Raw genomic sequence first — 25,995 nt, 5'->3', positions numbered from 1 at the left:
GGTGGCTTCGGCTACACCAACGCCACCACCAGCCCGATCACCGGCAGCGCGACCGCCAGCGGTGCGATCCATTTCGGCCGGTACGGATACAGCGCGAACGCCAGCACGATTCCACCCAGCGTAAGCGCGCCGAGCCACAGCACCGGGCCCATCGCCCATCCGTGGTCGACCACGCACAGCGCGAACGCTACGGTCAGCAGCAGCCAGCCCAGCACCCGCCATTGCGTGCGCCTTACCGGTGAAGCTGCTGCCTTGCCATGCAGTTCCTGCTGGTGCTTTTCCATCGCCATCGACAGCGCGGTGAACGCGGTGAACGACAACCCCAGTACCAGCAGCATCATGCGCTGGCCTCCGCTTCCACTGCATCGGCCGGTGTCTTGGTCGCTGCCGCGGCCGCCGCGCGCTTCTTCTTCTCGGCCGCAGTCAGCGGTGGCGTCCAGCGCTGCATGCGCCAGCCGCACAGGGCCAGCATCGCGCCGAAGGCGATCATCGACAGGTCGAAACCGGCCAATGCCCAGTCACCATTGAACAGGGTCACGCCCAGGTGCGCGTGGGTGGTCAGCGCGTTCACCAGCGGGATCAGCGCGAACGCAGCCGCGCCGATGTACAGCTGCCACGCCCACATCATCCGCTTGGGCCAGATGAAGGCCGCCAGCAACGAGGCGCCCCACGCGTAGAAGAACACGTTCGCCTCGGCGTTGGAGCGCTCGGCCAGGCCCAGCGGCAGCAGCCGGTTGCCCCAGAAGTAGGCGGCAAAGGCGATCGGCAGGCCCGCCACGGCGCCGATGTTCAGTGCATCGACCAGGCGCAGGCCAAAGCCGGTGCGACCGCTCTTGGCATGTTTCGGACGCTCCTTCACCGCCCACAGCACCACGCCGCTGGCCACCATCAGGCAGCCGGTCAGGCCAGACAGGAAGAACAGGGCGCGCACGCCCCAGTCGGCGAAGCGAGCCAGATGCAGGCCATACAGCACGCCACGGGTGGCGGTGGCGCCACCGGAAGGCGGGGTTTCCTGCAGCAGCGCGCCAGTGACCATGTCATAGCGCAGCGCGGGCGTGTCGATGGACAAGCGCTTGCCGTCGCGCTGGCGGATGTCGATCACCGCATTGGCGGCACCGGGATTGGCAACGCTGAAACCGGCGACCTCGGTGCCGTGCCAATGCGTGCGGGCACTGTCCAGCAGCTGCCGCAGCGGCAGCGGGGCTGCCTTGCCTTCGGCGGGCGCGGTGACCTCGGGCAGGCCACCAAAGGCCTCCGAATAGAACGCGTCCTGATCGGTGCCGTAGGCCACGTTCACTCCCCACGGCAGGTACATGATCATCAACGTGACGATGCCGGTGTAGGTGATCATTGCGTGGTAGGGCAGGGCCATCACCGCGCTGACGTTGTGTAAGTCCAGCCAGGAGCGCAGGCCCTTGTCCTTCCGGAAGGTGAAGAAGTCCTTGAAGATCTTCTTGTGGGTGATCACGCCGGTGATGATCGCCACCAGCATGAACATCGCGCAGAAGCCCACCAGGTAGCGCGCCCACAGCACGGGAATGTAGTGCAGGTCGAAATGCAGGCGGTAGAAGAAGTCGCCGCCACGGGTCTCGCGGGCCTTCAGTTCGGTGCCGGTGTTCGGGTCCAGGGTCGCATCACCGAAGGCGCCGCGTCGGCCTTTGGCGGGGTCCGCCAGCTCGGCTGGCAACCGCCAGAACATCTGCATGGCTGGATTGCGCGGCTGCGGCAGGGTGACGAACCAGCTCTCGGCCTGTGGTGCATTGGCCAGCAGGTAGTCGGCCGCACGCTGCGCCGCTTGGTCGGTGCTGACCGTGCTGCGCGGCAGTTCCGGGCGCATCCAGCGGCTGATTTCCTCGCGGTAGTAGCTGGCGGTGCCGGCCATGAAGATCAGCAGCAGCAGCCAGCCGACCAGCAGGCCGGTCCAGGTGTGCAGCCAGGCCATGGATTGGCGGAATCCATTCTTCATGCCCACGCTCCCAGCAGGCGCGAAATGCCGGCCATCAGCAGGGTGGGGGCGAGAATGCCGACCCAGGCGCGCAGCGCACTGCGGGTGGCGAACGCCCACAGCGCCGCGCAGGCGGCGACCAGGATCGCCAGCAGCATGCCGGTCAGCACGGCCTGGCCGCGCGCGCCCGGCAGCGCCAGCGCGCAGAACACGGTGGTCATCGAGGCAAGCGCGTAGCCGCCGAAGATGGCCGCAAGGGATCGGGACAGCACGCCCCATCGCGGGTTGGCGAAGAAGGTGCTGAGGCGGGGGCTGGCGGTTGCGGGCGAGCGGTCCACGGCGGTCCTGCAGGTTGAATGAAAGAGGACCGGCGCACCGAAGCGCGCCGGGGTTGGCCATCCGTGGCCGTGGCCGGTCGCAGAACCGGCGCCATCCATCAGATCGTCAGAGCTTCCAGCGCAGCGTCATCATCACGTTGCGCGGTTCGCCCCAGTACACGCCGTCGTAGAAACCGACGCGGTTGTAGTACTTCTTGTCCAGCAGGTTGTTCACGCTCACCTGGGCGCTGAAGTTCTCGTTGAAGCGATAGCCGGCCGACAGGTTGAGCAGGTAGATGTCACCCTGTTCGATCGCCACGCGGTCGCGCTTGCCGCTGACCAGGAAGTCCTCGCGCGGCTTGTTGCTCAGGCTCCAGATGCCGCTCTGCCAGGTTGCGCCGCCTCCGATCCAGAAGCGGCCTTCGGCACCACCCGGGCGCCAGCTGGCGTTGAGGCGGAACAGATCGACCGGAACGGTGGTGTTCTGGCGCACGCCCAGCGCATTGCGGCTGACGGTGTGGGTGAACCCGGTCGACAGGTTCCAGTGCTCGCCCAGGCTGCCCTGTGCTTCGATTTCCCAGCCCTTCACCTTGTTGCCCTTGCCGGTGGAGCGGTAAGCACTGATGCCACCGGGCAACGAGTTTTCCGGTACCGAATCATCGAGCTCGGCGACGTTGTCCTTCTCGCCCTTGAATACCGCGACCGAGGTGTTGAGCAGGCCATCGAAGAACTCGGCCTTGAGCCCGGCTTCCCACATGTCACCGACGACCGGTTCGAGATAGTTGTTGGCCTTGTCGCGGTAGTTCTGCGGTTGGAAGATGTCGGTGTAGCTGACGTAGCCGCTGAAGTAACGGTTGAAGTCGTAGATGAAGCCCGCGTACGGGGTGAGCGAGTCGTCCGGCTTGTAGCCACCGCGGGTGGTACCGGTCAGGCGGCCGGCGGCGTCGTGGGTGTAGTTCCAGCTGCGCGTTTCCCAGCTGCCGTAGCGGGCGCCGAGCACGGCGGTCAGCGGCTCGGCCAGCTGCAGGCGTGCGGCCAGGTAGGCGGCACGCTGGCGCAGTTCGTCTTCCGAGGCGAGATAGCCCAGGCGGGTGGCCTGCAGCGGCGCGACGTTGCCGTTCCAGCTGCGCCAGTCCGGCACACGTTCGTAGTTGGCCGGATAAGCGGCGGTTTCACTCGCAGGCACTTCGCCCTTGCGCACCGACTGGCCGAAGCCGAACACCAGTTCGTGTTCGCGGCCGAACAACTGGAACGGACCGCCGACGTTGAAGTCGAACACCTGCATGTCGCCGTTTTCACCGAAGCTGCCGACGAAGGCCGAGATGCCACTGCCGTCGGCACGCGGATAACCGGACGCGCCGTACCAGACCGCGCCGTCGGTCTCGCGCTTGGAGCGGGTGTAAGCGAATTTCGCGGCCCAGCCATGGCCCAGCTGCTGTTCGAGGCGGGCGAACGCGCTCTTTTCGACGATCGGCCAGCTGCTCCAGCGCGCCGACAGGTTGGTCGAGCGCGGGAGGTTGGCCGGCTTGCCATCGGCGCCCCAGTACGGCACCACGCCCCAGGTCACGCCGGTGGTGCGCGGCGACTGGTACTCGTAGCCGGCTTCCAGCAATGTGGTGTCGGTGATGTCGGCCTGGACGATGCCGTAGAAAACGTCCTTGTCCAGCTTGTAGACATCGCGGAAGGAATCGCTCTGCTGTTTGGCCGCGACCACGCGGGCACGGATGCGGCCATCCAGGGCGATCGGACCGCCGAGGTCGGCTTCCAGGCGCTGGTTGCCCCAGCGCCCGAGCGTAAGGTTGGCGCTCATCTGGAACGTATCGGTGGGGCGCTTGCGGACGAAGTTGATGGTGCCCGACGGATCGCCGGCACCGGTGGTCAGGCCGGTGGCGCCACGCACTACTTCGATGCGGTCGTAGATCACACTGTCGGTGTTGGTCTTGATGTAGCCACCGAAGGTGTTGAGCATGCCATCGACCTGGAAATTGGTGATGTTGTACCCGCGCGAGACGTAGTTGATGCGTTCGCTGTCGGTGACTGACACCGCCACGCCGGTGACCTGGCCCATCACGTCGGACAGCGAGAACAGGCCCATGTCGTCCAGCCGCTGCCGGGTCACCACGGTCATCGACTGCGGGGTGTGGCGCAGCGACAGGCCGAGCTTGGTTGCGGTGCTGGCCCGCTTGACGGTGTAGCTGTCGGCAATGTCGCCATCGGCGGTTACCTGGACGGTGTCCAGGGTGCGCGCGGACGGGTCGGCAGAACCTTCCTCAGCGTGTGCCAACGGTGCGATCAACAGTGCGGTCACGGCCAGGGCCAGCAGGGTTGGGCGGGGAGTAGTCAGGAGCGATGCCATCGGTGCGATTCCATGCAGGACAAAAAACAGGCGATGGCAAACGCACCCATGGCAGCCATGCGCTCCGCGCACGTCGCCCAGCGTGATTCCCATCGACGGTGCGCCACCTGCGGCAGGCAGGCGACCCAGTGGTCGGGGGATGTACACGGGCGAAGGGGCGGGTGGGCGCGTGCTTCCGTGCCCCGCTTGGCTAAGCGTACAACCGATCAGTAAATGATAGGCATTCGCATTTCGTTAAGCAAGTGTGACAGCCCATTCGTCCCCCGAATGATGTGGTTCCAATGCAGTTGGTGCCGTTGACCAGACAGCTGTCGGAGGCGGGGTGGGTCCGGTTGCGGGGGCGTGAGCTCCATGGATGGCGCGCCCGAGCCTACAAGGACGTATTCACGGCGTCCCCCGGCACCGGACCCACCCCGCCATCTCACGGAATCCGGCTGTTGCTGTTTGCTTCGGCTGTTGATGTTGCCGCTGCGGGTGCCGGGCGCAGCCCGGCCGGCAACCCATCTCAGAACCGGAACAGCACCGTGGCGGCATGCAGCAGCAGCCCGATCAATCCGCCCACCAGGGTGCCGTTGAAGCGGATGAACTGCAGGTCGCGGCCCACGCTCAGTTCCAGCTGCTCGACCAGGTGGCGCTCGTCCCAGCTCTTCACGGTCTGCGCGATGTGGGTGGTGACACCCTCGCGCAGGCGCCCGGTGAGGCGCTGTGCGCCTTCCAGCAGGTGCTGGTTCAACGCCTCGCGCAACGCCGGGTCCGATTGCAGGCTGTCGCCCAGCGAGGCCAGGCTGCGCTGCACATGGCCGACCAGGGCCGAATCCTCGCGCTGCAGATCGCCGCGCAGGCTGGCCTGGATGCGCGACCACAGGCCCTGTACGTACTCCTGCAGGGCAGGGTGGTCGATCATTTCCTGCTTGAGCTGCTCGATGCGCTCGGCCAGTGCCGGGTCTTCGCGCAGGCGCTGCACGTAGTTGCCCAGCCATTGCTCGTAATCCTGGCGCAGCGGATGCTGCGGCTCGGCCAATACCTGCTGCAGTTCTTCCAGCACCGCCCGGGCCAGGCGTTCGGCAAGGCTGTCGCCGATCTCATCGATCGGCTTGACCCAGTTCACCGTGCTCGACAGCGTCGGCCATTCGCGCTGGATGTAGCGCACGATCAGCTGCGAGGCGCGTTCCTTCACTTCCGGCTGCTCCAGCCAGCGCCCCAGGCGTTGCAGGCCCTCGTCCAGCACCCGCTGGTGGCGGCCATCGGCGGTCAGCAGGGCCAGCAGTTCGCCGGCGGTGGCCGCTGCGTTCCACTGTCGCAGCTGCTGCACCACGAAGGCGTGCAGCTGCCGCCGCACCGCAGCTTCATCGAAGAAGTCCAGCGCCTGCAGTGCCCAGCCGCGGGCCATGTCGGCCAGCATCCGGGAACGCGCGGGATCGGCCAGCCAGCTGCCGAGGCGGCTGGCCGGGTCGAACACCTGCAACTTGGCCAGCAGCACCGTCGGTTCCAGGAACTGGTCGCGCACGAACAGCGCCAGGCTGTCGCCGATGCGTTCCTTGCTGCGCGGAATGATCGCCGTATGTGGAATCGGCAGGCCCATCGGCCGCCGGAACAGGGCGACCACCGCGAACCAGTCCGCGAGTGCGCCGACTGCGGCGGCCTCGCAGAAGGCCGAGACCCAGGCCCAGATACCGCGCTCACCCTGCCAGTGGCTGACTGCGAAGCCAGCCAGCATGAACAGCAACAGGCCAAGGGCGAGGGCTTTCAGGCGCCGCAGCTGAGCGCGGCGCGGATCGATGGCAGACGTCATGCCCGGAGTCTACCCGCAGGCCGGTGACGCCTACCTGTAGAGCCGAGCCCATGCTCGGCTCTACAGCGGCGTGACGCGATCGGTTACAACGCTTCCAGCTGCTTGCGCAGGTGGGCCAGCTGTGCGCGCAGGGTGTCGTTCTCGCGGGTCAGGTTCACCACGCGACGGCGCAGCGCCGGGGCATCCTCGCCCAGCTGCTCCAGCGCAGCCAGTACCTCGGCATCGCGGCTGGCGATCTCATCCTCGTTGGCTTCTTCGAAGTCCATTTCCGGCGACTCCGTTTCCGGCTTCGGCGCGCGCGGCTTGCGCTTGGACTCACGCACGCGCTTTGCAGCCTGCTTCAATTCATCCTTGCCACCGGCGGCAGCGGCGCGCTGCTCTTCTTCCGGCAGGTCGGCCACGGCAGCGGCGGCGCTGATCGAGATCATGCCGGCCTTCACCGCTTCCACCACCTCGGCCGCGGCCTGGGCGTGGATGCGTTCGATCATGCCGACCTGGCTGGTGCTCAGCTTGGCTTCGCGGGCCAGTTCGGCACGGCTGATCTTCGGTGCCGGCTCCCACGGCGGGCTGTCCTCGCCGGCCTCGTCGGCAGGCTCAGCGGTGCCATCGCTTTCGCGCTGCAGCTGCGCCTGTTCGACCTGCTTGCGCGCGGACAGGATGTCGCGCTTGCGCAGGGCCAATACGCCGCGCTGGAAATCGGAGACGCTGCGCCGGCCCAGGTGCTGCTCGATCATCCACAGGTGCACGTCTTCCATGCTCTGGAAGCGGGTGTTCTGCACGGTATTGAACGGCAGGCCATGCTTCTGGCAGATGCCGTAACGGTTGTGTCCATCCACCAGCACCTCGCCCCACAGCACCAGCGCATCGCGGCAGCCTTCGGCGAGGATGCTGCGCTCCAGCGCCTCGTGTTCGTCCGCGGTGAGCGGGTCGATGTAGGCCTTGAGTTCTTCTTTGACGACGATGTTCATGGGCACGGCAACGGGCAGGAGCGGAACCGCCCATTGTACCCGCTCGCCACCGCCGCCCCGGCCTCAGGCGGTGGCCCGGATCATCTCGCCCAGGGTGCTGGTGATCTGGTCGATCTGTGCCTTGTCCACGATCAGCGGCGGTGACAACGCGATGATGTCGCCGGTGCAGCGCACCAGCAGGCGCCCGTCGTGGAAGCAGCGACGGAACACCTCGTAACCACGGCTGCCGGGGGCGTCCTTGCGCGGCGCCAGCTCCACCGCACCGACCAGGCCGAAGTTGCGGATGTCGATCACGTTCGGCAGCCCCTGCAGGGCATGCAGGCGCTCCTGCCAGTAGTCGCCCAGCTCGATCGCGCGCTCGAACAGGCGTTCCTCGGCGTAGACGTCCAGCGTGGCCAGCGCCGCCGCGCACGCCAACGGGTGGCCCGAATAGGTATAGCCATGGAACAGCTCGATGGCCTGTGGCGGACCCTGCATGAAGCTGGCATGCACGCTGTCGCCGACCAGTACGCCACCCAGCGGCACCGCGCCGTTGCTGGCGCCCTTGGCGAAGGTCAGCAGGTCCGGGATGACCCCGAAGCGTTGCGCGGCGAACGCCATGCCGACCCGGCCGAACCCGGTGATGACTTCATCGAACACCAGCAGGATGCCGTGCTGGTCGCAGATCTCGCGCAGGCGCTGCAGATACCCCGGTGCCGGCAGGATCACACCCGCCGATCCAGCGATGGGCTCGACGAACACGGCGGCAATGGTGGAGGGATCGTGCAGGGCGATCAGCCGTTCCAGATCGTCGGCCAGCTCGGCGCCCTGGCGCGGCAGGCCCTTGCTGAAGGCATTGCGTGACAGGTCCAGCGTATGCCGCAGGTAGTCCACGCCGCCCAGCTGCAGGCCGAACTGGCGGCGGTTGTTGGGCAGCCCGCCCAATGCCATGCCGCCGAAGCCGACCCCGTGGTAGGCCTTCTCGCGGCTGATGAAACGCGTGCGTTGGCCTTCGCCACGCAGGCGGTGGTGGGCCAGCACGATCTTCATCGCCGAATCCACTGCCTCCGAGCCGGAGCTGGTGAAGAACACGTGGTTGAGCCCCGCCGGGGCCAGCGCCGCCAGTCGCTGCGCCAGGGCGAAGGCCGGCGGCGAACCCATCTGGAAGGCGGGCGAGTAATCGAGCGTGGCGGCCTGCTCGGCGATTGCGTCGACGATGCGCCGGCGCGCGTGCCCTGCATTGCAGCACCACAGGCCCGCCGTGCCATCAAGGATGGCGCGTCCATCGACGTCCTCGTAGTGCATGCCCTCGGCACGTACCAGCATGCGCGGCGCGCCCTTGTACTGGCGGTTGGCAGTGAACGGCATCCAGTACGCGTCCAGTGAATCGGGGCGCTGGGTGGCCAGGTCGTACAGGTCGCTTGCAGGGGTTTTCATGCCGGCTCCGTCGGGTCCGATGGTTGTGACTCTAGCGCAGCCGCGTCACGGATCTGTCGGCAGGCATGGCCCGGCGCTACCGGGATATGGATATGCACGTCACGGCCCGGTAGCAGCCGCGTCGGTATAACGGCGGACAGTCGATACGCGGAGGACCCCATGACTCACTTCCCCGACCGCAGCCACTGGCAGGCCCTGTCCAGCCGCGTGGCGATTCCCGGGCAAGCGTTCATCGATGGCCGCTATGTGGATGCCGCCAGCGGCGCGCGCTTTGACTGCATCAGCCCGATCGACGGGCGCGTACTGGGCGCAGTGGCCGACTGTGATGCGCAGGACGTGGACCGTGCGGTGGCCTCGGCGCGCCGCGCGTTCGAGGCAGGCCACTGGTCGCAGGCCAGCCCCGCCCATCGCAAGCGCGTGCTGCTGGCACTGGCCGCGCTGGTGGAGACGCATGCCGATGAACTGGCCCTGCTGGAAACGCTGGACATGGGCAAGCCGATCCGCGATGCGCGCCGCATCGACCTGCCCGGCGTGGTGCGCTGCCTGACCTGGACCGCCGAGGCGGTGGACAAGCTGTACGGTGAAATCGCGCCGACCGGCCCGCACGAGCTGGGCCTGGTGACACGCGAGGCCGCGGGCGTGGTGGCGGCCATCGTGCCGTGGAATTTTCCGCTGCTGATGGCCTGCTGGAAGATCGCGCCGGCCTTGGCGATGGGAAATTCGGTGGTGCTCAAGCCCTCCGAGCGCTCGCCGCTGAGTGCGTTGCGGCTGGCCGCACTGGCGGCCGAAGCGGGATTGCCCGAGGGCGTACTGAACGTGCTGCCGGGCCACGGCTCACGCGTGGGTGAGCCGCTGGCCCTGCACATGGAGGTGGACGTGCTGGCCTTCACCGGCTCCACCGCGACCGGCGCGAAGCTGCTGGAGTACGCCGGTCGTTCCAACCTCAAGCGGGTGTGGCTGGAATGCGGTGGCAAGAGCCCGCACGTGGTGTTCGCCGATGCGCCGGACCTGGATGCGGCGGCCAAGGGCGTAGCGCAGGGCATCTTCTTCAACCAGGGGGAGGTCTGCACGGCCGGTTCGCGGTTGCTGGTGCAGCGTTCGATCCGCGATGACTTCGTGCACCAGGTGATCGCGTACGGCCAGCGCATGCAGCCCCGCCATCCGCTGGAGGCAGATGCACCGATGGGGGCGCTGGTCGATGCCGCGCACGTGGACAAGGTGCTGGCCGACATCGCCCGCGCCGAAGCCGATGGCGCGCGGCTGCTGCTGGGCGGCCAGCGTGCCGAGGTGGAGGCGGGCGGTTGTTATGTGCAGCCGACGGTGTTCGACCAGGTGCGGCCGGAGCAGGCGCTGGCCCGCGAGGAAGTGTTCGGCCCGGTGCTGGCCGTGCTTGGCTTCGACGACGAAGCCGAGGCCGTGCGCGTGGCCAACGACAGCCGCTACGGGCTGGCCGCCGGCCTGTGGACGCGGGATCTCGGTCGCGCCCATCGCGTGGCCCGCCAGCTGCGTGCGGGCAGCGTGTGGGTGAACGGCTGGGACGGCGGTGACATGACGGTGCCATTCGGTGGCTACAAGCAGTCCGGCAACGGCCGCGACAAATCGCTGCATGCCTTCGACAAGTATAGCGAGATGAAGGCCACCTGGATCCAGTTGTAGCGTCGAGCCGCGCCCGGCTGCCTTTGGTAGACGCCAACCTTGGTTGGCGCCGGGCAGATTCATCCACGCATGGCGTGGATCTACTGTAGAGGCGGCATGGTGGGATTCATCCACGCAGAAAGAATTCGTTGGCGTCGGTGTCGCCTGAAACCATTGCCCCGGGGGGACCGTCAAGCGTGGCAGAATCGGTCGATCCGCCGTTACCCGCCTTGCCGATGTCGACGATCGCCGCTGCCGCGCCACCCGTGAATTCTCCCCGCCGTGTCCTGCTGGCCAGCCTGATCGGCACCACCATCGAGTTCTTCGACTTCTACATCTACGCCACCGCCGCGGTGTTGGTGTTCCCGCACCTGTTCTTCCCGGAAAGCAGCGACCAGGCCGCATTGCTGCAGTCCCTGGCGACCTTCGCGGTGGCCTTCATCGCGCGCCCGGTCGGCTCGGCGGTGTTCGGCCACTTCGGTGACCGCATCGGCCGCAAGGCCACCCTGGTGGCCGCGCTGCTGACCATGGGCCTGTCCACGGTCGCCATCGGCCTGTTGCCGACCCACGCGCAGATCGGCCTGTGGGCGCCGGCGCTGCTGGCCCTGTGCCGCTTCGGTCAGGGTCTGGGCCTGGGAGGCGAGTGGGGTGGGGCGGTGCTGCTTGCCACCGAGAACGCGCCGCCGGGCAAGCGCGCCTGGTACGGCATGTTCCCGCAGTTGGGTGCACCGATCGGCTTCCTGCTGTCAGCAGGCATCTTCCTGCTGCTCGGTCGCTGCCTGGGCCAGGACGATTTCCTGCAATGGGGCTGGCGCATTCCGTTCGTGGCCAGCGCGTTGCTGGTCGGCCTGGGCCTGTGGGTGCGCCTGAACATCCACGAGACGCCGGATTTCAAGCGCGCGCTGGAGCGCAAGGCGCCGGTGCGGCTGCCAATGTGGACCGTGCTGCGCGATCATCCGCTGCCGATGCTGCTGGGCACGCTGGGCGCGTTCGCCACCTTCGTGCTGTTCTACCTGATGACGGTGTTCAGCCTCGGCCACGGCACCGCCGTGCTCGGCTACAGCCGCGAGCAGTTCCTGCTGATGCAGATGGTGGCGATGCTGTTCTTCGCCGCCGGCATCCCGTTGTCGGCACGTTACGGCGACCGCTGGGGAACGCGCCGCACGATGGCCATTGCCAGTCTGCTGATCATCGGCTTCGGTGTGCTGTTCGCCCCGTTGTTCCAGCCCGGCAGCCCGTGGCTGGTGCTGACATTCCTGTGCCTGGGCCTGTTCCTGATGGGGCTGACCTACGGCCCCTGCGGCACCTTCCTCGCCGAGATCTACCCGGTGGAAGTGCGCTACACCGGTGCTTCGCTGTCGTTCAACCTGGCGGGCATTCTTGGGGCCGCCCCGGCGCCGTACCTGGCCACCTGGCTGGCCGAGCGTTATGGGCTGGTCGCGGTCGGCTACTACCTGTGCCTGACCGCAGTGATCACCCTGTGCGCGCTGCTCGCCCTGCAGCGCCGCCAGCGCTGATCAGCCGAAGAAGCGCTTGAGCGTGCGGCCCAGCCAGCCGCCGCTCTGGTGTTCGCGGGCAAACTGGTTCAGATGCTGCTTGACCTGTTCGGCATAGGCCTGGTCGTCGCCGCGGATGTGGTTGAACAACCAGCGCGAGAGCATGGTGCGCAGCTCGTCGCTGATGTCCTCACCGGCCTGGAAGCGCATGCGGTATTCCGATACCCGCTTGATGAAGACCTCATGCACGCGCTTGTGCGCGGCGCAGAACGGATAGCCCGCTTCTTCCATCAGCTCTTCTTCGAATGCGAAGTGGGACATGGTGTAGTCCACCACCTCGTCGATCACTTCGCCCACCGCGGCCCGCTGCAGGCTGGTCTGCGCCACGTGCAGGTGGTTGAGCATTTCGATGATGCGGCGGTGTTGTTGATCGATCACATCGATGCCGATGTTCAGATCGTCCTGCCAGACCAGTAGTGCCATCCCCGGCTCCCCTTCATGCGTATGTCGGGGCCGACTGTAGAGCCGCCGCGCCGGGGCGGCGTTGATCTGGATCAAGGCATGCCGGTCAGGACAGCGCAGCCTCGCGCGGGCGCAGCGGGCTGGCCACGGTGGTGCAGCTGACCCGGTTGCGGCCTCCAGCCTTGGCCAGGTACAGCTGGCGATCGGCCTCGGAAATCAGCCGATGCAGGGCATCGCGCTGCGGCCGCAGGCAGCACAGGCCGATGCTGACCGTCATGCGCAGGGTGGCGCTGCCGATGTCCACTTCCAGCGCGGCGATGCGCTGGCGCAGCTCCTCGAAATAGAGCAGCGCTTCGTCCTGTTCCATGTCCGGCACCAGCAGGCAGAATTCCTCGCCGCCGAAGCGCGCGATCAGGTCCTGGCTGCGCGCGTGGTCGCCAACGGCACGGGCGACCGCGCGCAGTGCATCGTCACCGGCCTCGTGGCCGTGGGTGTCGTTGATGTGCTTGAAATGATCGATGTCGATCATCGCCACCGCCACGCACTGGCCGTGCAGCTGCAGCTGCGGCAGCTGGCGCTGGCTCTGTTCCAGGAAGCAGCGGCGGTTGGGCAGGCCGGTGAGGAAATCGCGGGTGGCCAGGTCCTGCAGCGTGCCGATCAGCTCCAGCTGGTCCACATTCTGCGACACACGGCAGAAGAACTCTTCGCGCGAGAAGGGCTTGCGCAGGAAGTCATTGGCGCCGTTCTTCAGGAAGCGCGGGATCAACGACGCATCGGTATTGCCGGAAATGCCGATCACCGCCACCTTGTCGCGCGAACGCAGGGTGCGCAGGCGGCGGGTGAACTCCACGCCCTGCATGCCCGGCATTTCCTGGTCGACCACGGCCAGGCGGATCGCCGGGTGCGCCTCGATCGCCGCCAGGCCTTCGCTGCCATCCGCTGCTTCGTACACCTCGTGACCGTACATGCGCAGCAGGGCGGCGGCATAGCCACGCGCGGACGGCGAGTCGTCCACAACAAGCGCGGCAATGCGCCGGTTGCGCTCCAGGCGCTGCACCAGCCAGACCAGATAGTCGATGCTGCCCGGGGTGTTCTTCAGTACGTAGTCGATGATCTGCTGCTGCAGCACGCGCTTGCGCAGATCCTCGTCATACACGCCGCTGACCACCACGGTCGGCAGGTCGCGCTTGAGGAAGAACTCGACCACCGCGTCGCGGTCGCCATCGGCCAGCACCAGCCCGGTCAGGACCAGGAACCAGCCGCCTTCTTCAGTGAGCAGGCGATCGGCTTCGGCCAGCGAGCTGGCCACCACCACCGGCAGCTCCAGTCGCTGTTCGATGGCTTCGCGCAGCATGCCGGTGAAGGCGCGCGAGTTTTCCACCAGCAGGATCCGCTGAGGCAGGGGATCGGTCAGGTCGCCTTCCAGAGCGGCCTGCGACAGGACGGGCATGATGCGGTGGCTCATGTGGGAAAGTCTTGGCACGGATAGCGGCGGTTTCGGGTGTAACTTTAGCCGGGCAGGGCACTTGGCCCGACGGACATCGGTTCAGGCCGGCTGTATGATCGCTGTTCGAAGCTGCGAGGAGGGTTCGTGCAGCACTAGACGAAGCCGGTTGCTGCGGCAATGCACCGAGCCACCATAGGCCAGTATCCGACCGGCCAGACGTTCGACGGCCTGGTGGGTTGTCCGGGTCGACAGCACGCAGCGCCGGTCGAGCAGCGAGACCACTACCACGATGCCACGGCGACTTCCTGAGTTGCCGCACCGGGCCGCTACGCAGACCTGCCCGGATTCCAGTTCCAGCAGCAGTGCGACCGCCTCGATCAGGGTGCGGTAGATGGCCAACTGCAGATCCACGGTCAGCAGGCAAGGGTTGCCCGCCAGTCTGGGCGGAGTCACGCGGTGCGTGTTGCTCCAGTTTTTGCATGCACCGCCGGCCTGCAGCGCGACATACAGCCCGACCTGTTCCAGCCCAGTGGGATAGACCAGGCTGGCCTGTTCACGGAACAGCCGTGAATGCACGGACGACGCATGTTGCAGGCTGTTTGCCACCGCATGGTGGCCTTGGGAGTTGAGCCAGTTGACCATCTCGTCGAGTGAACTGTCCATGCCCTCGCTCAGATGCTTGAGGTGGATGGCTCGTTCACGCAGCTCACGCTCGCTGGTCTGGTGGGAGCTGCGCGCCAAGCGCAACGTGGTTTCCTCTGCCAGACCACGGGATCTTGCGCGCTGATGGTGATAGCTGATGCTGGATCCCAGCGCGAGCAGGGCGACACTCATCACCGCCATGTTCTGTTGGGTAGCGAACGTGCCCAGGTCGAAGGAGGAGGGTAGGCCGGTGCTGGGCGTTGCGGCATGAAGCGGGAGGTTCAACAGCGGAATTGCGATGGCTGCACCGCGCCAGCCATGCATGAAGGTCAGGGCGATGGCGGGCAGGGCCGCTATCAGTACAAGGTGTGTGCGGGCGGTATGGGCGCTGGTGCCTGTCAGCTGCATACCCAGCCCCAGTATCAGCATCAACAGGATCGCTACAGAGGTAGGCGCGACAAAGCGGGGGCGCCAGCTGGGATCTGCGTGCCGCAGGGTCCACAGGAAGGCCAGCGGGACCAGGGTGATGATGGCTGCGAAGTGGCCGAAGATCGTTCGATCGACCGCGTCCAGCAGGTTGCTCGGCGGCGGATTGGACCAGAGGACATATGAAATGCCCAGATTGAGACCCGGGACCAACAGCGCTGTGCATAGCGACAACGACAGCAGCCAGAGGCCGGTGGCTGCCTCGGATGGTGTTCTCATCCGATGCAGATAGATCACCAGCATCGCCATCGGCATCAGCAGCGTCGACGCCAGGATGACCCAGTCCAGGCCGTAGGTATCGATCATGGGAAGGCGCAGCTTGGCGAAGTAGATGTACTCGCCGAGTAGTAGATAGGGCCACAGGCGCGTCGGGACGATCAGCAGCGCAGCCGCCCGGATACCCGCTGGCAGGAAGAACTGGTCCAGCGAGAACTGGCGTGAGATGAGGCAGCTGGCTGCGTAGACGGCGGCCAGCGCAAGTCCGACCGGCCGGAGGCGGAAGCTCATCTCGAAGGCATTCTTCAATCGGTCCAAAAACCCCACCTTGCCATCGCTCAGCTACCGCTGGCCCGGGAATTGACACTATCCACGGATGAGTGCGGACGCAATCGGCACCCCATGTTCTTCTGCAAAGGACATGGCACGCGGACATAGGGTGCACATATGGGACTAAATCGTCCGGATTATCCAGCCATCACTGCGTTGCTGCGGGAAGACGTTACTATCGTTGCGAAGTTGTTTGCTCTCACCCCGACCAGGAGGTCATTGTGCGATCCATGTTTTTTGGTGTTGTAACCACTGCAGCAGTGTTCGTCGCAGCTCCGGTATTCGCGAGTGATAGAGGAGGCGGTGACTACCACGGCAAGCCCTTGGCAAGCGCCGCAGTCTCGACCGCAGGGCTCGGTGAGACCGATCCCGCCGCTGCAGACATCAGCGCCGATCCCGCTTGGCAGGTGTACGCATTCCAGCGCGATGGCGTGGTCTATCTGCAGGTCAACGATTTGGCCGGGCAGGTAAAGGTGATCATCGGCAACGCCGGTGATGCTTACTTTGCGTTGCCCGCGGGCAAGTCTGCGGCGCGTGTTTCGCTTCCCGGTCAGCGACTCACTGTTCCGGCTTCGGCACGGCGTTTTGAGGTCTATCGTGCGCAGGATGTGGTACTGGTGCGCTACGCGAGCACCGATGGCGACATCTGGTCCGTTGAAGCACCGTAGTACTCGTGCTTCAGGATCCTGGACGTGCAGGCGGCTAAAGCCGCTTGCACGTTTCCGCTCCAATACCGGTGGCGGTACATGCCTGCTACGGAATCAGAAGCCGGAGGGTGCTGTCATTCACGCCTTCGCGCGTGAGGCATCCGCTTCGAATCCCGAAAGGCTGTTTCTTCCATTTGGCGAGAAAACATCCAGAGGGGCGGCCGTGCCCGTTTCCTTCATTGCCAGCACGATGCGATTCCGGGTGCATTTCAGCGCGCCCCCGTAGGCGAGCGTTCTCCCGGCCAAACGTTCCATGGCTGCGGCGACAGTCGCATCGGAGAGGGTTCGTTGTTGATCCAGCAGTGAAACCGTCATCAGGATTCCACGATGCGAACCGATCCGTCCGCAGCGTGCCCGTACGTGGATCTGCCCTGCTTCACCCTGGATCAGCAATGACACCGCGTCGATCACCGTGCGGTAGGCGGCCAGTTGCAGACCGACACTGAGTTGGCAGGGGTCGCCGAGCAACGCCGGATTGGCGACACGGGCCGTCTTCTCCCACGCTTCGCGAACTCCTCCTGCTCTCAAGGCAACGTAGAGTCCGAGGTGCTCCAGAGCAGTCGGGTAGATCATGCTTGTCTGCTCGCGGAGCTGGCGCGAATGGATCGATGCCACATGCACAAGGCTTTCCGCAATCGCAAGATGGCCCTGTGCTGATAGCCAGTTGATCACCTCGTCAAGCGCGTGATCAATGCCATCACCCAGCTTCCGTAGATGCAACGCACGTTCGCGAAGGTCAAGTTCACTGGCAACATGTGAGCTCCGCGCGAGTCTTATGGCATTTCTCTCCCCGACCTCCCGGAGTCGGTAGCGCCGATAATAGTGGGTGATCCGGGAGCCAAGTATGAGCAGCGCTGCGCCGGTGACGGCCATGATCTGCTGGGTAGCGAATGACGCAGGGTCGAACGACTCCGGGTGAGTGGCGGGCGTAGTCAGGCCGATGATCATGTTCAGGGTGGGCACGCCGATGGCGGCGCCCCGCCATCCATACACGCATGTCAGAAGGACCGCAGGAAGTGCCATGAGAAGTTGCAGAGACACTTTCGTCGTCACTGCATCAGCAGGCACATCCGCAGCTGACAGGCCGAACACGACCATCAGTGCAAGAGCCCCAGCCATCTGTGCGACGTCACGCTTCCGGACCTGCACTTCGGCCTTCCCTCGCGACCAGAGCAGCACAAGTGGTGCGAACGTCAGGATGCCGATGAAGTCTCCCACCACCAAGCGGACGATGCCGGTCAACAGCGGGAAATCAGGTGGTGTTGGCCAGAGGAAATTTGCAAGAAGAAGGTTGATCAGCGTGACGGATACTGCGGCGAATGCAGCAACCGATATGAGCCAGGCATTCTTTACTGCCGAGATCACGTTGCGGTGAAGATAGACGATCGTCATGACGACCGGCATCTGGAACGCCGAGCCAAGAATGACCCACGTCAACCCGTACCGATCAATCATCGGCACACGCATCTGCGCGAAATAGGCGTACTCACCGAGCAGCAGATAGGGCCAAAGCCGAGGCGGGCAGAGCAGTACCGCGGCAACACGTACGCCGGCGGGAAGATAGAACTGATCAAGCGAGAGCTGCCGTGTGGCCCAGCAGGCAATCGCGTACAGCACAGCCAAGGCAAGTCCTGCCGGATGGATGCGCAACTTCAGCTGCAGGCCTTCATTCCACCAGTTCAATCGCACTACCCCTTCACAGTACGTTCCCTGTCAGCATCCATTCGCCGCGGGACCCGGTTCTCACCGACGGTATCGACACGCGTTCCATTATGCAATCGCCTCAGCCTTCGGCCCGGCAAGTGAGGAAGTCATCACAGGAATACCGACGGCGACGAGTTTCACAGTTTTCGGGGGGCGGTAGATTCAGCTCGGTTTCCGATCAGCTCACCACAACGCATCGCGCAGCTTGTACCAGGACATCGCCGCCACCAGCAGCGGCATGCGCAGCAGCCGTCCGCCGGCGAAGGGCGCATGTTGCAGGCGCTGGAACACGTCCAGACGCTCGCTCTGGCCCGAAATCGCGGCGGCAATGACCTCGCCGGCCAGCCCGGCCGCTGCCACACCGTGGCCGGAGAAGCCCTGCGCGAAGTACAGATTTCCGTCCAGCCGGCCCCAATGCGGGGCACGGTTGCGGGTGATGTCCACATAACCGCCCCAGACCTGCTGCAGCGGGATGTCGGCCAACTGCGGGAACACCTGGTGCATGCGCCGCTGCATCACCCGCTGCAGGCCCGGCGGTGGCAGCGCGGAATAGCTGGCACGGCCGCCGAACAACAGGCGGTGGTCATGGCTGAGCCGGAAATAGTCCAGCGCCCAGGCGGTATCGGAGACCGCCATGTTGTTGCCGATCAGGGCCTGTGCGCGCGCGGCACCCAGCGGCGCGCTGGCGCCGATATAGGTGCCGACCGGCATGATGCGCCGTTCCAGTTCAGGCACCAGCCCCTGCAGCAGGGCGTTGCCGGCCACCACCAGCTGGGGCGCGCGCACGCTGCCATGGTCGGTATGCAGCACCGCGTGTACACCACGTTGGATGCGCGTCACCGGCGATGCTTCGTGGATGACCACTCCAGCCGCGCGCGCGGCATCGGCCAACCCGCGGGCGTAGGCCAGCGGATGCAGGTGCGCGCTGAGCGGGTCGAACATCGCTGCGCGGTAGCGCGGGCTGTCCAGCTGCGCGCGAAGGGTGTCGCGCTCCCACCACTGCATCGGGTAGTCGTAGTGCTGCTGCAGATGCTCGCAGTTGGCGCGCAGGTCCTGCTCGTGGCGTGCGCGGATGGCGACGCTGGCGTGGCCCTGCACCCAATGGCAATCGATGCCATGCCGGTCGATGCGCGCGCGCATCGCCTGTACCGCGTCACGCGACCAGTCGAACAGGTGGCGTGCATCGTCCCGGCCGAGCTGGCGTTCCAGCTCGTCCACTTCACATCCGTAGCCGACCAGTGCCTGGCCACCATTGCGGCCAGAGGCTCCCCAGCCGATCCGCTGCGCTTCCAGCACCACCACCCGCTGGCCGCGCCGGGCCAGTTCCAGTGCGGCGGTGAGGCCGGTGTAACCGGCGCCCAGTATCGCGACATCGGCCAGCAGTTCACCGCGCAGAGGCGGCAGCGCGGCCGGCTCGGGCAGGCTGCTGGCGTACCAGCTGGGCGGGAAGGCGGCGCTCACCGGCGGCCTCGCAGAAGCGGGAAAGGGCGTCGGAGCGGGGGAGGACGGTCGGGCTTCACGCCGATAGTCTGGCCCAAGCGAAGCGCCCGTGGTGTGACGGCAGCGGCTTGCCGTTGCCAGTGCAGGGCGGGTAACGTGATTGCACGCCAAGGAGTTTTCCCATGCGCCGCCTGCCCTGGGTGGGCCTGCCCACCGACAGCACCGTGCTCGGCCATCATCGTTTCGCGGTGGCCGGGGAAAAATATGTACGTGCATTGGTTGATGCTGCGCAGGTAACACCACTGGTGCTGCCGAGCCTGCAGCCGCCGCTGCCCGCACGCGACTGGTTGCAGGGCCTGGATGGCCTGCTGTTGACCGGCGCGGTCAGCAACATCGAGCCGCAGCACTACGAGGGCGGCCGCAGCTGGGAGGGCAACCTGCACGACCCGGCCCGCGATGCCACGGCGTTCGCCCTGCTGCACGATGCGCTGGCGATGGATCTGCCGGTGCTGGCGATCTGCCGCGGCTTCCAGGAATTGAACGTGGCGCTTGGCGGCACGCTTCATCCGCAGGTGCATGCTGTGCCTGGCCTGAGCGATCATCGCGAAGATCCGCAGGCGCCGGTGGAAGTCCAGTATGGGCCGGCGCATGGAATCACCCTGGCCGATGGTGGTTGGCTGGCACAGTGGTCTGCCGGCGATAGGGCGCAGGTCAATTCGGTGCACGGGCAGGGCATTGCGAGGTTGGCCGACGGCCTGCAGATCGAGGCCAGGGCCGATGATGGCCTGGTTGAAGCGGCACGCAGCCAGCGCCATCGATTCGTGCTCGGCGTACAGTGGCACCCGGAGTGGCGGGTCATGCAGACGCCGTTCTATCACGCTATTTTCCGTGCGTTCGGCCAAGCTTGCCGGCAGCACCAACAGAATCGACTGGAATCCCCATGAGTTCGCGAACGCGCCCGCGCAAGACGGCTACGCCCACGCCCCCGCAGGAAAGCAGCCTGCTGCGCTGGCTGAAGGAGCGGCGCATCACCGAGGTCGAATGCCTGGTTCCGGACATCACCGGCAATGCGCGCGGCAAGATCATCCCGGCCGACAAGTTCTCGCACGATTACGGCACGCGCCTGCCGGAGGGCATCTTCGCGACCACGGTCACCGGCGAATTCCCGGACGACTACTACGACCTGACTTCGCCGTCGGACTCGGACATGATCCTGCGCCCCGACCCGGACACCGTGCGCATGGTGCCGTGGGCAACCGACCCGACCGCACAGGTCATCCACGACTGCTACACCAAGAACGGCGAGCCGCACGAACTGGCGCCGCGCAACGTGCTGCGCCGGGTGCTGGATGCCTACACCGAGCTCGGACTGCGGCCGGTGGTCGCGCCCGAGCTGGAGTTCTTCCTGGTGCAGAAGAACACCGATCCGGATTTCCCGCTGCTGCCCCCTGCAGGCCGCTCGGGTCGCCCGGAAACGGCGCGGCAGTCGTACTCGATCGACGCGGTCAACGAGTTCGATCCGATCCTCGACCTGATGTACGACTACTGCGATGCGATGAAGCTGGACGTGGACACGCTGATCCACGAATCCGGCGCGGCGCAGCTGGAGGTCAACTTCACCCATGCCAATGCGATGGATCTGGCCGATCAGGTGTTCCTGTTCAAGCGCACCATGCGCGAGTCGGCGATGCGCCACGGGGTGTATGCCACCTTCCTGGCCAAGCCGATGGAGAACGAGCCGGGCAGTGCGATGCACATCCACCAGAGCCTGCTGCGCATCAGCGATGGTCAGAATGTTTTCACCGGCGAGCACGGTGGTGAGGATTTCAGCCCGCTGTTCGCCCACTACCTGGCCGGCCTGCAGAAGTACGTGCCGATGGCCATGGCGTTCTTCGCGCCGAACGTGAATTCCTACCGGCGCCTGGTGTTCGGCGAAGTCTCACCGAGCAACGTGCACTGGGGCTTCGACAACCGCACCTGCGGGCTGCGGGTGCCGCTGGATACGCCGGAGAACATGCGGGTGGAAAGCCGCTTTGCCGGTTCCGATGCCAACCCCTATCTGGCGATGGCCGCAACCCTGGCCTGTGGCCTGCTCGGCATCCGCGAGCGCCTGGCGCCGGACGCGCCGGTGACCGGCAGCGCCAAGGAGCTGGGCTATGACCTGCCGCGTTCGCTGGGTGAAGCACTGGACGGGCTGGAGCAGTGCAGCGAGCTGCAGGCACTGCTCGGCGAGCGCTTCTGCCGCGCCTACACCTCGGTCAAGCGCAAGGAATACGAGACCTTCTTCCGCGTGATCAGTTCGTGGGAACGCGAGTTCCTGCTGCTGAACGTGTGAAGGCCGCGAATAGAAAAATCCGCCGCCGGGGGGTAGGCTGGCACCCGTCGCCGGCCCGGCCGGCCCCCCTTTCCGCATTCTGGAGCACCCGATGAAGCTGCGTATCCTCACGCTCGGCCTGGCCTCCGCCATGCTTTCCGCCTGTGGCGGCGGCAACGGCGGCGGACAGGACAGCCAGGTCCTGAACGTCTACAACTACAGCGACTACATCGCCGAAGACACCATCCCGAACTTCGAAAAGCAGAGCGGGATCAAGGTCACCTACGATGTGTTCGACAGTGACGAGATGGTCGAGACCAAGCTGCTGGCCGGCAACAGCGGCTACGACGTGGTGGTGCCGACGCTGAACTTCTTCGGCCGGCAGATCCAGGCCGGTGTGTTCCTGCCGCTGGACAAGTCGAAGATCCCGAACCTGGCCAACCTCGACCCGGCGGTGATGAAGCGCATCGCCACCCAGGATCCGGACAACCAGTACGGCGTGCCGTACATGATCGGCACCACCGGCATCGGCTACAACGTGGACATGCTGAAGGAGCGTTTCGGTGGCAGCGCCGACATCGCCAACAGCTGGGACCTGGTGTTCAAGCCGGAAAACATCAGCAAGATGAAGGACTGCGGCGTAACCATCCTGGACACGCCGGCGGACATGATTCCGATCGCGCTGCACTACCTGGGCCTGGATCCGCACAGCGGCGATCCGGCCGACCTGCAGAAGGCGGCCGACCTGCTGAAGTCGGTCCGCCCCTACGTGCAGAACTTCCACTCCTCGCAGTACGTCGGCTCGCTGGCCAACGGTGGCACCTGCCTGGTGGTGGGCTGGTCGGGTGACATCATCCAGGCCCGCGACCGCGCGGCCGAAGCCAGCAATGGCGTGCACGTGGCCTATTCGATCCCCAAGGAAGGCGCGCCGCAGTGGTTCGACATGCTGGCGATTCCGAAGGATGCCAAGCATCCGGAAGCGGCCTACGCGTTCATCAACTACCTGCTTGAACCGAAGGTGGCTGCGGCCAACACCAACTTCATCCACTACGGTAACCCGGTACCGACCGCGACCCCGCTGGTGGACGAGGCGATCCGCACCGACCCGACCATCTACCCGCCGGCCGACGTGGCCGCGAAGATGTTCACCTATTCGATCAACACGCCGGAGACCGACAAGCTCTACACCCGGCTGTGGACCGAGGTGAAGACCGGCAGGTAAGGGCTGGCTGGCAGGTGGGTGCCGACCGTTGGTCGGCACGCTTTCCCGGCAGGGCCGACCAACGGTCGGCCCCCACCAGATCTGCAGATCCCCCGGCCCGGCGGGTGCCGCCCGTCGGCCGGCACGCACTTGCGGCCCCTGGCCGTTAGAATGGCGGCCGCTGTCCACCGCCCGCTCCCGGAGCCCCCATGCCCGTTGAAGCCCAGCCGGTAGCCACCGTCGTCGACACGACCGGTGTGCCCGGCTATCTCTCCATTCGTGATCTGCGCAAGGAATTCGACGGTTTTGTCGCCGTCGACGACGTCAATCTCGACGTCCGCAAGGGCGAGATATTCGCCCTGCTCGGCGGCTCGGGCAGCGGCAAATCAACCCTGTTGCGCTGCCTCGGTGGCTTCGAGACGCCCACCAAGGGCAGCATCACCGTCGATGGCCAGCGGATGGACGCGCTGCCGCCGTACCAGCGGCCGGTCAACATGATGTTCCAGTCCTACGCCCTGTTCCCGCACATGACGGTCGAGCAGAACATCGCCTTCGGCCTGAAGCAGGATGGGCTGGGCAAGGACGCGATCAGCAAGCGTGTCGGCGAGATGCTGGACCTGGTGCAGATGGGCCATCTGGGCAAGCGCAAGCCGCACCAGCTGTCCGGCGGCCAGCAGCAGCGCGTGGCGCTGGCGCGGTCGCTGGCCAAGGGGCCCAAGCTGCTGTTGCTGGACGAGCCGATGGGCGCGCTGGACAAGAAGCTGCGCTCGCAGATGCAGCTGGAGCTGGTCAGCATCATCGAATCCTCGGGCGTGACCTGCGTGATGGTTACCCACGACCAGGAAGAGGCGATGACCATGGCCACCCGCATCGCGGTGATGGACGCCGGCTGGATCCAGCAGGTCGGCAAGCCCGACGAGGTCTACGAGCAGCCGGCCAACCGCTTCGTCGCCGAGTTCATCGGTTCGGTCAACCTGTTCGACGGGGTGATCGACGAGGACCTGCCCGAATACGTGACCGTGCGCTCGCCGCTGTTCCCGGCGCCGGTCTACATCGCTCACGGCATCACCTGCTATGAAGGGCAGCCGGTCGCGTTCGCGCTGCGCCCGGAGAAGGTGATGATCGGCAAGGACGAGCCGGAAGGGCACACCAACAAGGCGCAGGGCGTGATCGAGGACATCGCCTACTTCGGCAGCCATTCGGTCTACCACGTGCGCCTGCCCAGCGGTGCCAAGGTGCTGGCCAATTTCGCCAACTCGCAGCGCTGGGCCAGCGATGGCCTGACCTGGGGCGACGAGGTGTGGGTGCACTGGCGTGACAACGACGGCGTGGTGCTGACCTCATGAGCACGGCGGGCCTGAAGCGCTGGCTGCCGGGCACGCGTGCCACGGTGATCGGCATTCCGTACCTGTGGCTGCTGCTGTTCTTCGCGGTGCCGTTCCTGATCGTGCTGATGATCAGTTTCTCGCACAGCCGGGTCGGCTCGCCGCCGTACACCTGGCTGCTGCAGTATGTCGATGGTGGGCTCTCGCTCAAGCTCAACCTCGAGAACTACCTGGCGCTGTTCCGTGATTCGATCTATGCCCAGGCGTTCCTGAGCTCGATCAAGATCGCCGCGATCTCGACCTTCCTCACGTTGCTGATCGGCTATCCGATGGCCTATGCCATCGCCCGCCTGTCGCCGGCCGCGCGCAACGTGGCGATGATGCTGGTGGTGCTGCCGTCGTGGACTTCGTTCCTGATCCGCGTCTATGCCTGGAAAGCGATCCTGGACCGCAACGGCCTGCTCGACCAGTTCCTGCAGTACACCGGCCTGCAGACGCTGATGACCAGCATGGGCCTGCCCAAGCTGCAGCTGATCGATACCCCGACCGCCGCCTATATCGGCATCGTGTACTGCTATCTGCCGTTCATGGTGCTGCCGCTGTACGCCAACCTGGTCAAGCATGACCACCGCCTGCTGGAAGCGGCCTACGACCTCGGTGCCAAGCCGTGGCAGGCGTTCCTGCGCATCACCCTGCCGCTGTCCAGGGCAGGCATCATCGCTGGCTGCATGCTGGTGATGATTCCAGCGATCGGCGAATTCGTGATCCCGGAAATGCTCGGTGGCTCGGAAACGCTGATGGTCGGTCGCCAGCTCTGGAACGAGTTCTTCAACAACCGCAACTGGCCGGGCGCCTCGGCGATGGCAGTGGCGATGATCCTGCTGCTGCTGGTGCCGATCCTGCTGTTCAACCGGTCCCAGCAGCGACTGCTGGAAGGGAAGCAGGCATGAGCCCGCGTTCTGCCAAGGGTCTGGGGCTGGGAGTGCTGCTGCTCGGCTTCGCCTTCCTGTACCTGCCGATCCTGCTGTTGATGTTCTATTCCTTCAACAGCTCGCGGTTGGCCATGGTCTGGGCCGGATTTTCCACCCGCGCCTACAGCGACCTGTTTGCCGATCGCGCGCTGATGGATGCGATGTGGACCAGCCTGGTGGTCGCGTTCTGGACCGCCTGTACCGCCACCGTGCTCGGCACGCTGGCGGCAATGGTGATGACCCGCTTCAAGCGCTTCCGCGGCAAGCCATTCTTCGGTGCGCTGGTGACCGCGCCGCTGGTGATGCCGGACGTGATCCTCGGCTTCTCGCTGATGGCACTGCTGGCCTCGATGGGCGCGATTCCGGGCTTCCCGGCGCGCGGCCTGGCCACCATCTGGATCGCCCACGTCACCTTCACCCTGTGCTTCGTCACCGTGGTGGTGTCCTCGCGCCTGCAGGAAATGGACCTGTCGCTGGAAGAAGCGGCGATGGATCTGGGCGCGAGCCGGCTGACCGTGTTCACCCGCATCACCCTGCCGATCATCGCCCCGGCGCTGGTGGCCGGCTGGCTGCTCGCCTTCACCCTGTCGCTGGACGACGTGGTGGTGGCCAGCTTCGTCGCCACGCCGGGCTCGACCACGCTGCCGATGAAGGTGTTCGCCTCGGTGCGCATGGGCATCAGCCCGAAGATCAATGCGCTGGCCACGCTGCTGGTGTCGGCGGTGTCGATTGCGGCGGTGATCGGCTGGTACATCAATGCGCGTGCCGAGAAGCGACGCCAGCGCGACCTGCAGCTGGCACGCCAGGACAACGGCTGAGCGGCAA

At 65.8% G+C, this 25,995-nt stretch carries 21 protein-coding genes; 9 read left to right on the top strand and 12 right to left on the bottom strand.

Annotation, left to right across the window (positions count from 1 at the left end; translation table 11 throughout):
• Positions 1-11 precede the first annotated feature (11 nt).
• The 7 genes from MRBLST15_RS06260 to MRBLST15_RS06230 all read right to left on the bottom strand — a co-directional run bounded on the left by MRBLST15_RS06260 (position 12) and on the right by MRBLST15_RS06230 (position 8,794).
• Positions 12-341: a DUF3325 domain-containing protein gene (locus tag MRBLST15_RS06260; protein ID WP_312705568.1), complete on the bottom strand. Its 330-nt coding sequence runs from the start codon at positions 339-341 to the stop codon at positions 12-14.
• Positions 338-1,966 (bottom strand): PepSY-associated TM helix domain-containing protein, encoded by a 1,629-nt coding sequence (locus MRBLST15_RS06255; protein WP_367785478.1) that lies wholly within the window; start codon positions 1,964-1,966, stop codon positions 338-340. The genes MRBLST15_RS06260 and MRBLST15_RS06255 overlap by 4 nt, the downstream gene beginning before the upstream one ends.
• Complete coding sequence (locus MRBLST15_RS06250; protein WP_025875358.1) at positions 1,963-2,283, bottom strand: DUF3649 domain-containing protein; 321 nt, start codon at positions 2,281-2,283, stop codon at positions 1,963-1,965. The genes MRBLST15_RS06255 and MRBLST15_RS06250 overlap by 4 nt, the downstream gene beginning before the upstream one ends.
• A gap of 106 nt (positions 2,284-2,389) precedes the next feature.
• Positions 2,390-4,618 (bottom strand): TonB-dependent siderophore receptor, encoded by a 2,229-nt coding sequence (locus MRBLST15_RS06245; protein ID WP_367785477.1) that lies wholly within the window; start codon positions 4,616-4,618, stop codon positions 2,390-2,392.
• Positions 4,619-5,123: 505 nt separating this feature from the next.
• Entirely contained in the window at positions 5,124-6,410 is a 1,287-nt protein-coding gene (locus tag MRBLST15_RS06240) for a DUF445 domain-containing protein (protein WP_367785476.1), read from the bottom strand.
• Between the two features lie 83 nt (positions 6,411-6,493).
• Positions 6,494-7,378: a plasmid replication/partition related protein gene (locus MRBLST15_RS06235; protein ID WP_099819997.1), complete on the bottom strand. Its 885-nt coding sequence runs from the start codon at positions 7,376-7,378 to the stop codon at positions 6,494-6,496.
• Positions 7,379-7,441: 63 nt separating this feature from the next.
• On the bottom strand, positions 7,442-8,794 hold the full coding sequence (locus tag MRBLST15_RS06230; protein WP_367785475.1) for an aspartate aminotransferase family protein: 1,353 nt from the start codon (positions 8,792-8,794) through the stop codon (positions 7,442-7,444).
• Between the two features lie 159 nt (positions 8,795-8,953).
• Here MRBLST15_RS06230 and MRBLST15_RS06225 point away from each other — a divergent pair, with 159 nt between their 5' ends.
• Positions 8,954-10,450, top strand: a complete 1,497-nt coding sequence (locus MRBLST15_RS06225; RefSeq protein WP_367785474.1) for an aldehyde dehydrogenase — start codon at positions 8,954-8,956, stop codon at positions 10,448-10,450.
• A 215-nt stretch (positions 10,451-10,665) separates the two neighbouring features.
• Positions 10,666-11,946, top strand: coding sequence for an MFS transporter (locus tag MRBLST15_RS06220; protein WP_346558380.1), 1,281 nt, complete (start codon positions 10,666-10,668; stop codon positions 11,944-11,946).
• On the opposite strand, the gene MRBLST15_RS06215 is transcribed toward MRBLST15_RS06220, so the two are convergent.
• The 3 genes from MRBLST15_RS06215 to MRBLST15_RS06205 all read right to left on the bottom strand — a co-directional run bounded on the left by MRBLST15_RS06215 (position 11,947) and on the right by MRBLST15_RS06205 (position 15,469).
• A complete protein-coding gene (locus tag MRBLST15_RS06215) occupies positions 11,947-12,408 on the bottom strand; it encodes a bacteriohemerythrin (RefSeq protein WP_025875341.1) in 462 nt (153 codons plus the stop codon).
• Between the two features lie 85 nt (positions 12,409-12,493).
• Entirely contained in the window at positions 12,494-13,837 is a 1,344-nt protein-coding gene (locus MRBLST15_RS06210; protein WP_265952115.1) for a diguanylate cyclase, read from the bottom strand.
• A gap of 96 nt (positions 13,838-13,933) precedes the next feature.
• Complete coding sequence (locus MRBLST15_RS06205) at positions 13,934-15,469, bottom strand: MASE1 domain-containing protein (RefSeq protein WP_414716138.1); 1,536 nt, start codon at positions 15,467-15,469, stop codon at positions 13,934-13,936.
• A 269-nt stretch (positions 15,470-15,738) separates the two neighbouring features.
• On the opposite strand from MRBLST15_RS06205, the gene MRBLST15_RS06200 reads away from it, so the two are divergent.
• Positions 15,739-16,176 (top strand): hypothetical protein, encoded by a 438-nt coding sequence (locus MRBLST15_RS06200; RefSeq protein ID WP_265952114.1) that lies wholly within the window; start codon positions 15,739-15,741, stop codon positions 16,174-16,176.
• A 117-nt stretch (positions 16,177-16,293) separates the two neighbouring features.
• Here the strand turns inward: MRBLST15_RS06200 and MRBLST15_RS06195 are convergent, their stop codons facing one another.
• Entirely contained in the window at positions 16,294-17,904 is a 1,611-nt protein-coding gene (locus MRBLST15_RS06195; RefSeq protein WP_265952110.1) for an MASE1 domain-containing protein, read from the bottom strand.
• Positions 17,905-18,102: 198 nt separating this feature from the next.
• Entirely contained in the window at positions 18,103-19,380 is a 1,278-nt protein-coding gene (locus MRBLST15_RS06190) for an NAD(P)/FAD-dependent oxidoreductase (protein WP_414716139.1), read from the bottom strand.
• A gap of 161 nt (positions 19,381-19,541) precedes the next feature.
• Here MRBLST15_RS06190 and MRBLST15_RS06185 point away from each other — a divergent pair, with 161 nt between their 5' ends.
• From MRBLST15_RS06185 to MRBLST15_RS06160, 6 genes are all read left to right on the top strand, one after another.
• A complete protein-coding gene (locus MRBLST15_RS06185) occupies positions 19,542-20,303 on the top strand; it encodes a gamma-glutamyl-gamma-aminobutyrate hydrolase family protein (RefSeq protein WP_265952109.1) in 762 nt (253 codons plus the stop codon).
• Positions 20,300-21,694, top strand: a complete 1,395-nt coding sequence (locus tag MRBLST15_RS06180) for a glutamine synthetase family protein (protein ID WP_265952108.1) — start codon at positions 20,300-20,302, stop codon at positions 21,692-21,694. Before MRBLST15_RS06185 ends, MRBLST15_RS06180 begins: the two co-directional genes overlap by 4 nt.
• A gap of 91 nt (positions 21,695-21,785) precedes the next feature.
• Positions 21,786-22,895 carry a polyamine ABC transporter substrate-binding protein gene (locus MRBLST15_RS06175; RefSeq protein ID WP_367785472.1) on the top strand — a complete coding sequence of 370 codons (1,110 nt, stop codon included), beginning with the start codon at positions 21,786-21,788 and terminating at the stop codon, positions 22,893-22,895.
• 188 nt (positions 22,896-23,083) lie between these two features.
• A complete protein-coding gene (locus MRBLST15_RS06170; RefSeq protein ID WP_265952106.1) occupies positions 23,084-24,220 on the top strand; it encodes an ABC transporter ATP-binding protein in 1,137 nt (378 codons plus the stop codon).
• Positions 24,217-25,149 (top strand): ABC transporter permease subunit, encoded by a 933-nt coding sequence (locus tag MRBLST15_RS06165; protein WP_265952105.1) that lies wholly within the window; start codon positions 24,217-24,219, stop codon positions 25,147-25,149. The genes MRBLST15_RS06170 and MRBLST15_RS06165 overlap by 4 nt, the downstream gene beginning before the upstream one ends.
• Positions 25,146-25,988, top strand: a complete 843-nt coding sequence (locus MRBLST15_RS06160; protein ID WP_025875316.1) for an ABC transporter permease subunit — start codon at positions 25,146-25,148, stop codon at positions 25,986-25,988. The genes MRBLST15_RS06165 and MRBLST15_RS06160 overlap by 4 nt, the downstream gene beginning before the upstream one ends.
• The last annotated feature ends 7 nt before the right edge of the window (positions 25,989-25,995 follow it).

It is taken from the genome of Stenotrophomonas sp. LST15-1-1.1, assembly GCF_040815575.1.
In the GTDB taxonomy this organism is placed as follows: Bacteria; Pseudomonadota; Gammaproteobacteria; order Xanthomonadales; family Xanthomonadaceae; genus Stenotrophomonas; species Stenotrophomonas lactitubi_B.
This window is presented reverse-complemented; position numbering and strand designations above follow the sequence as displayed.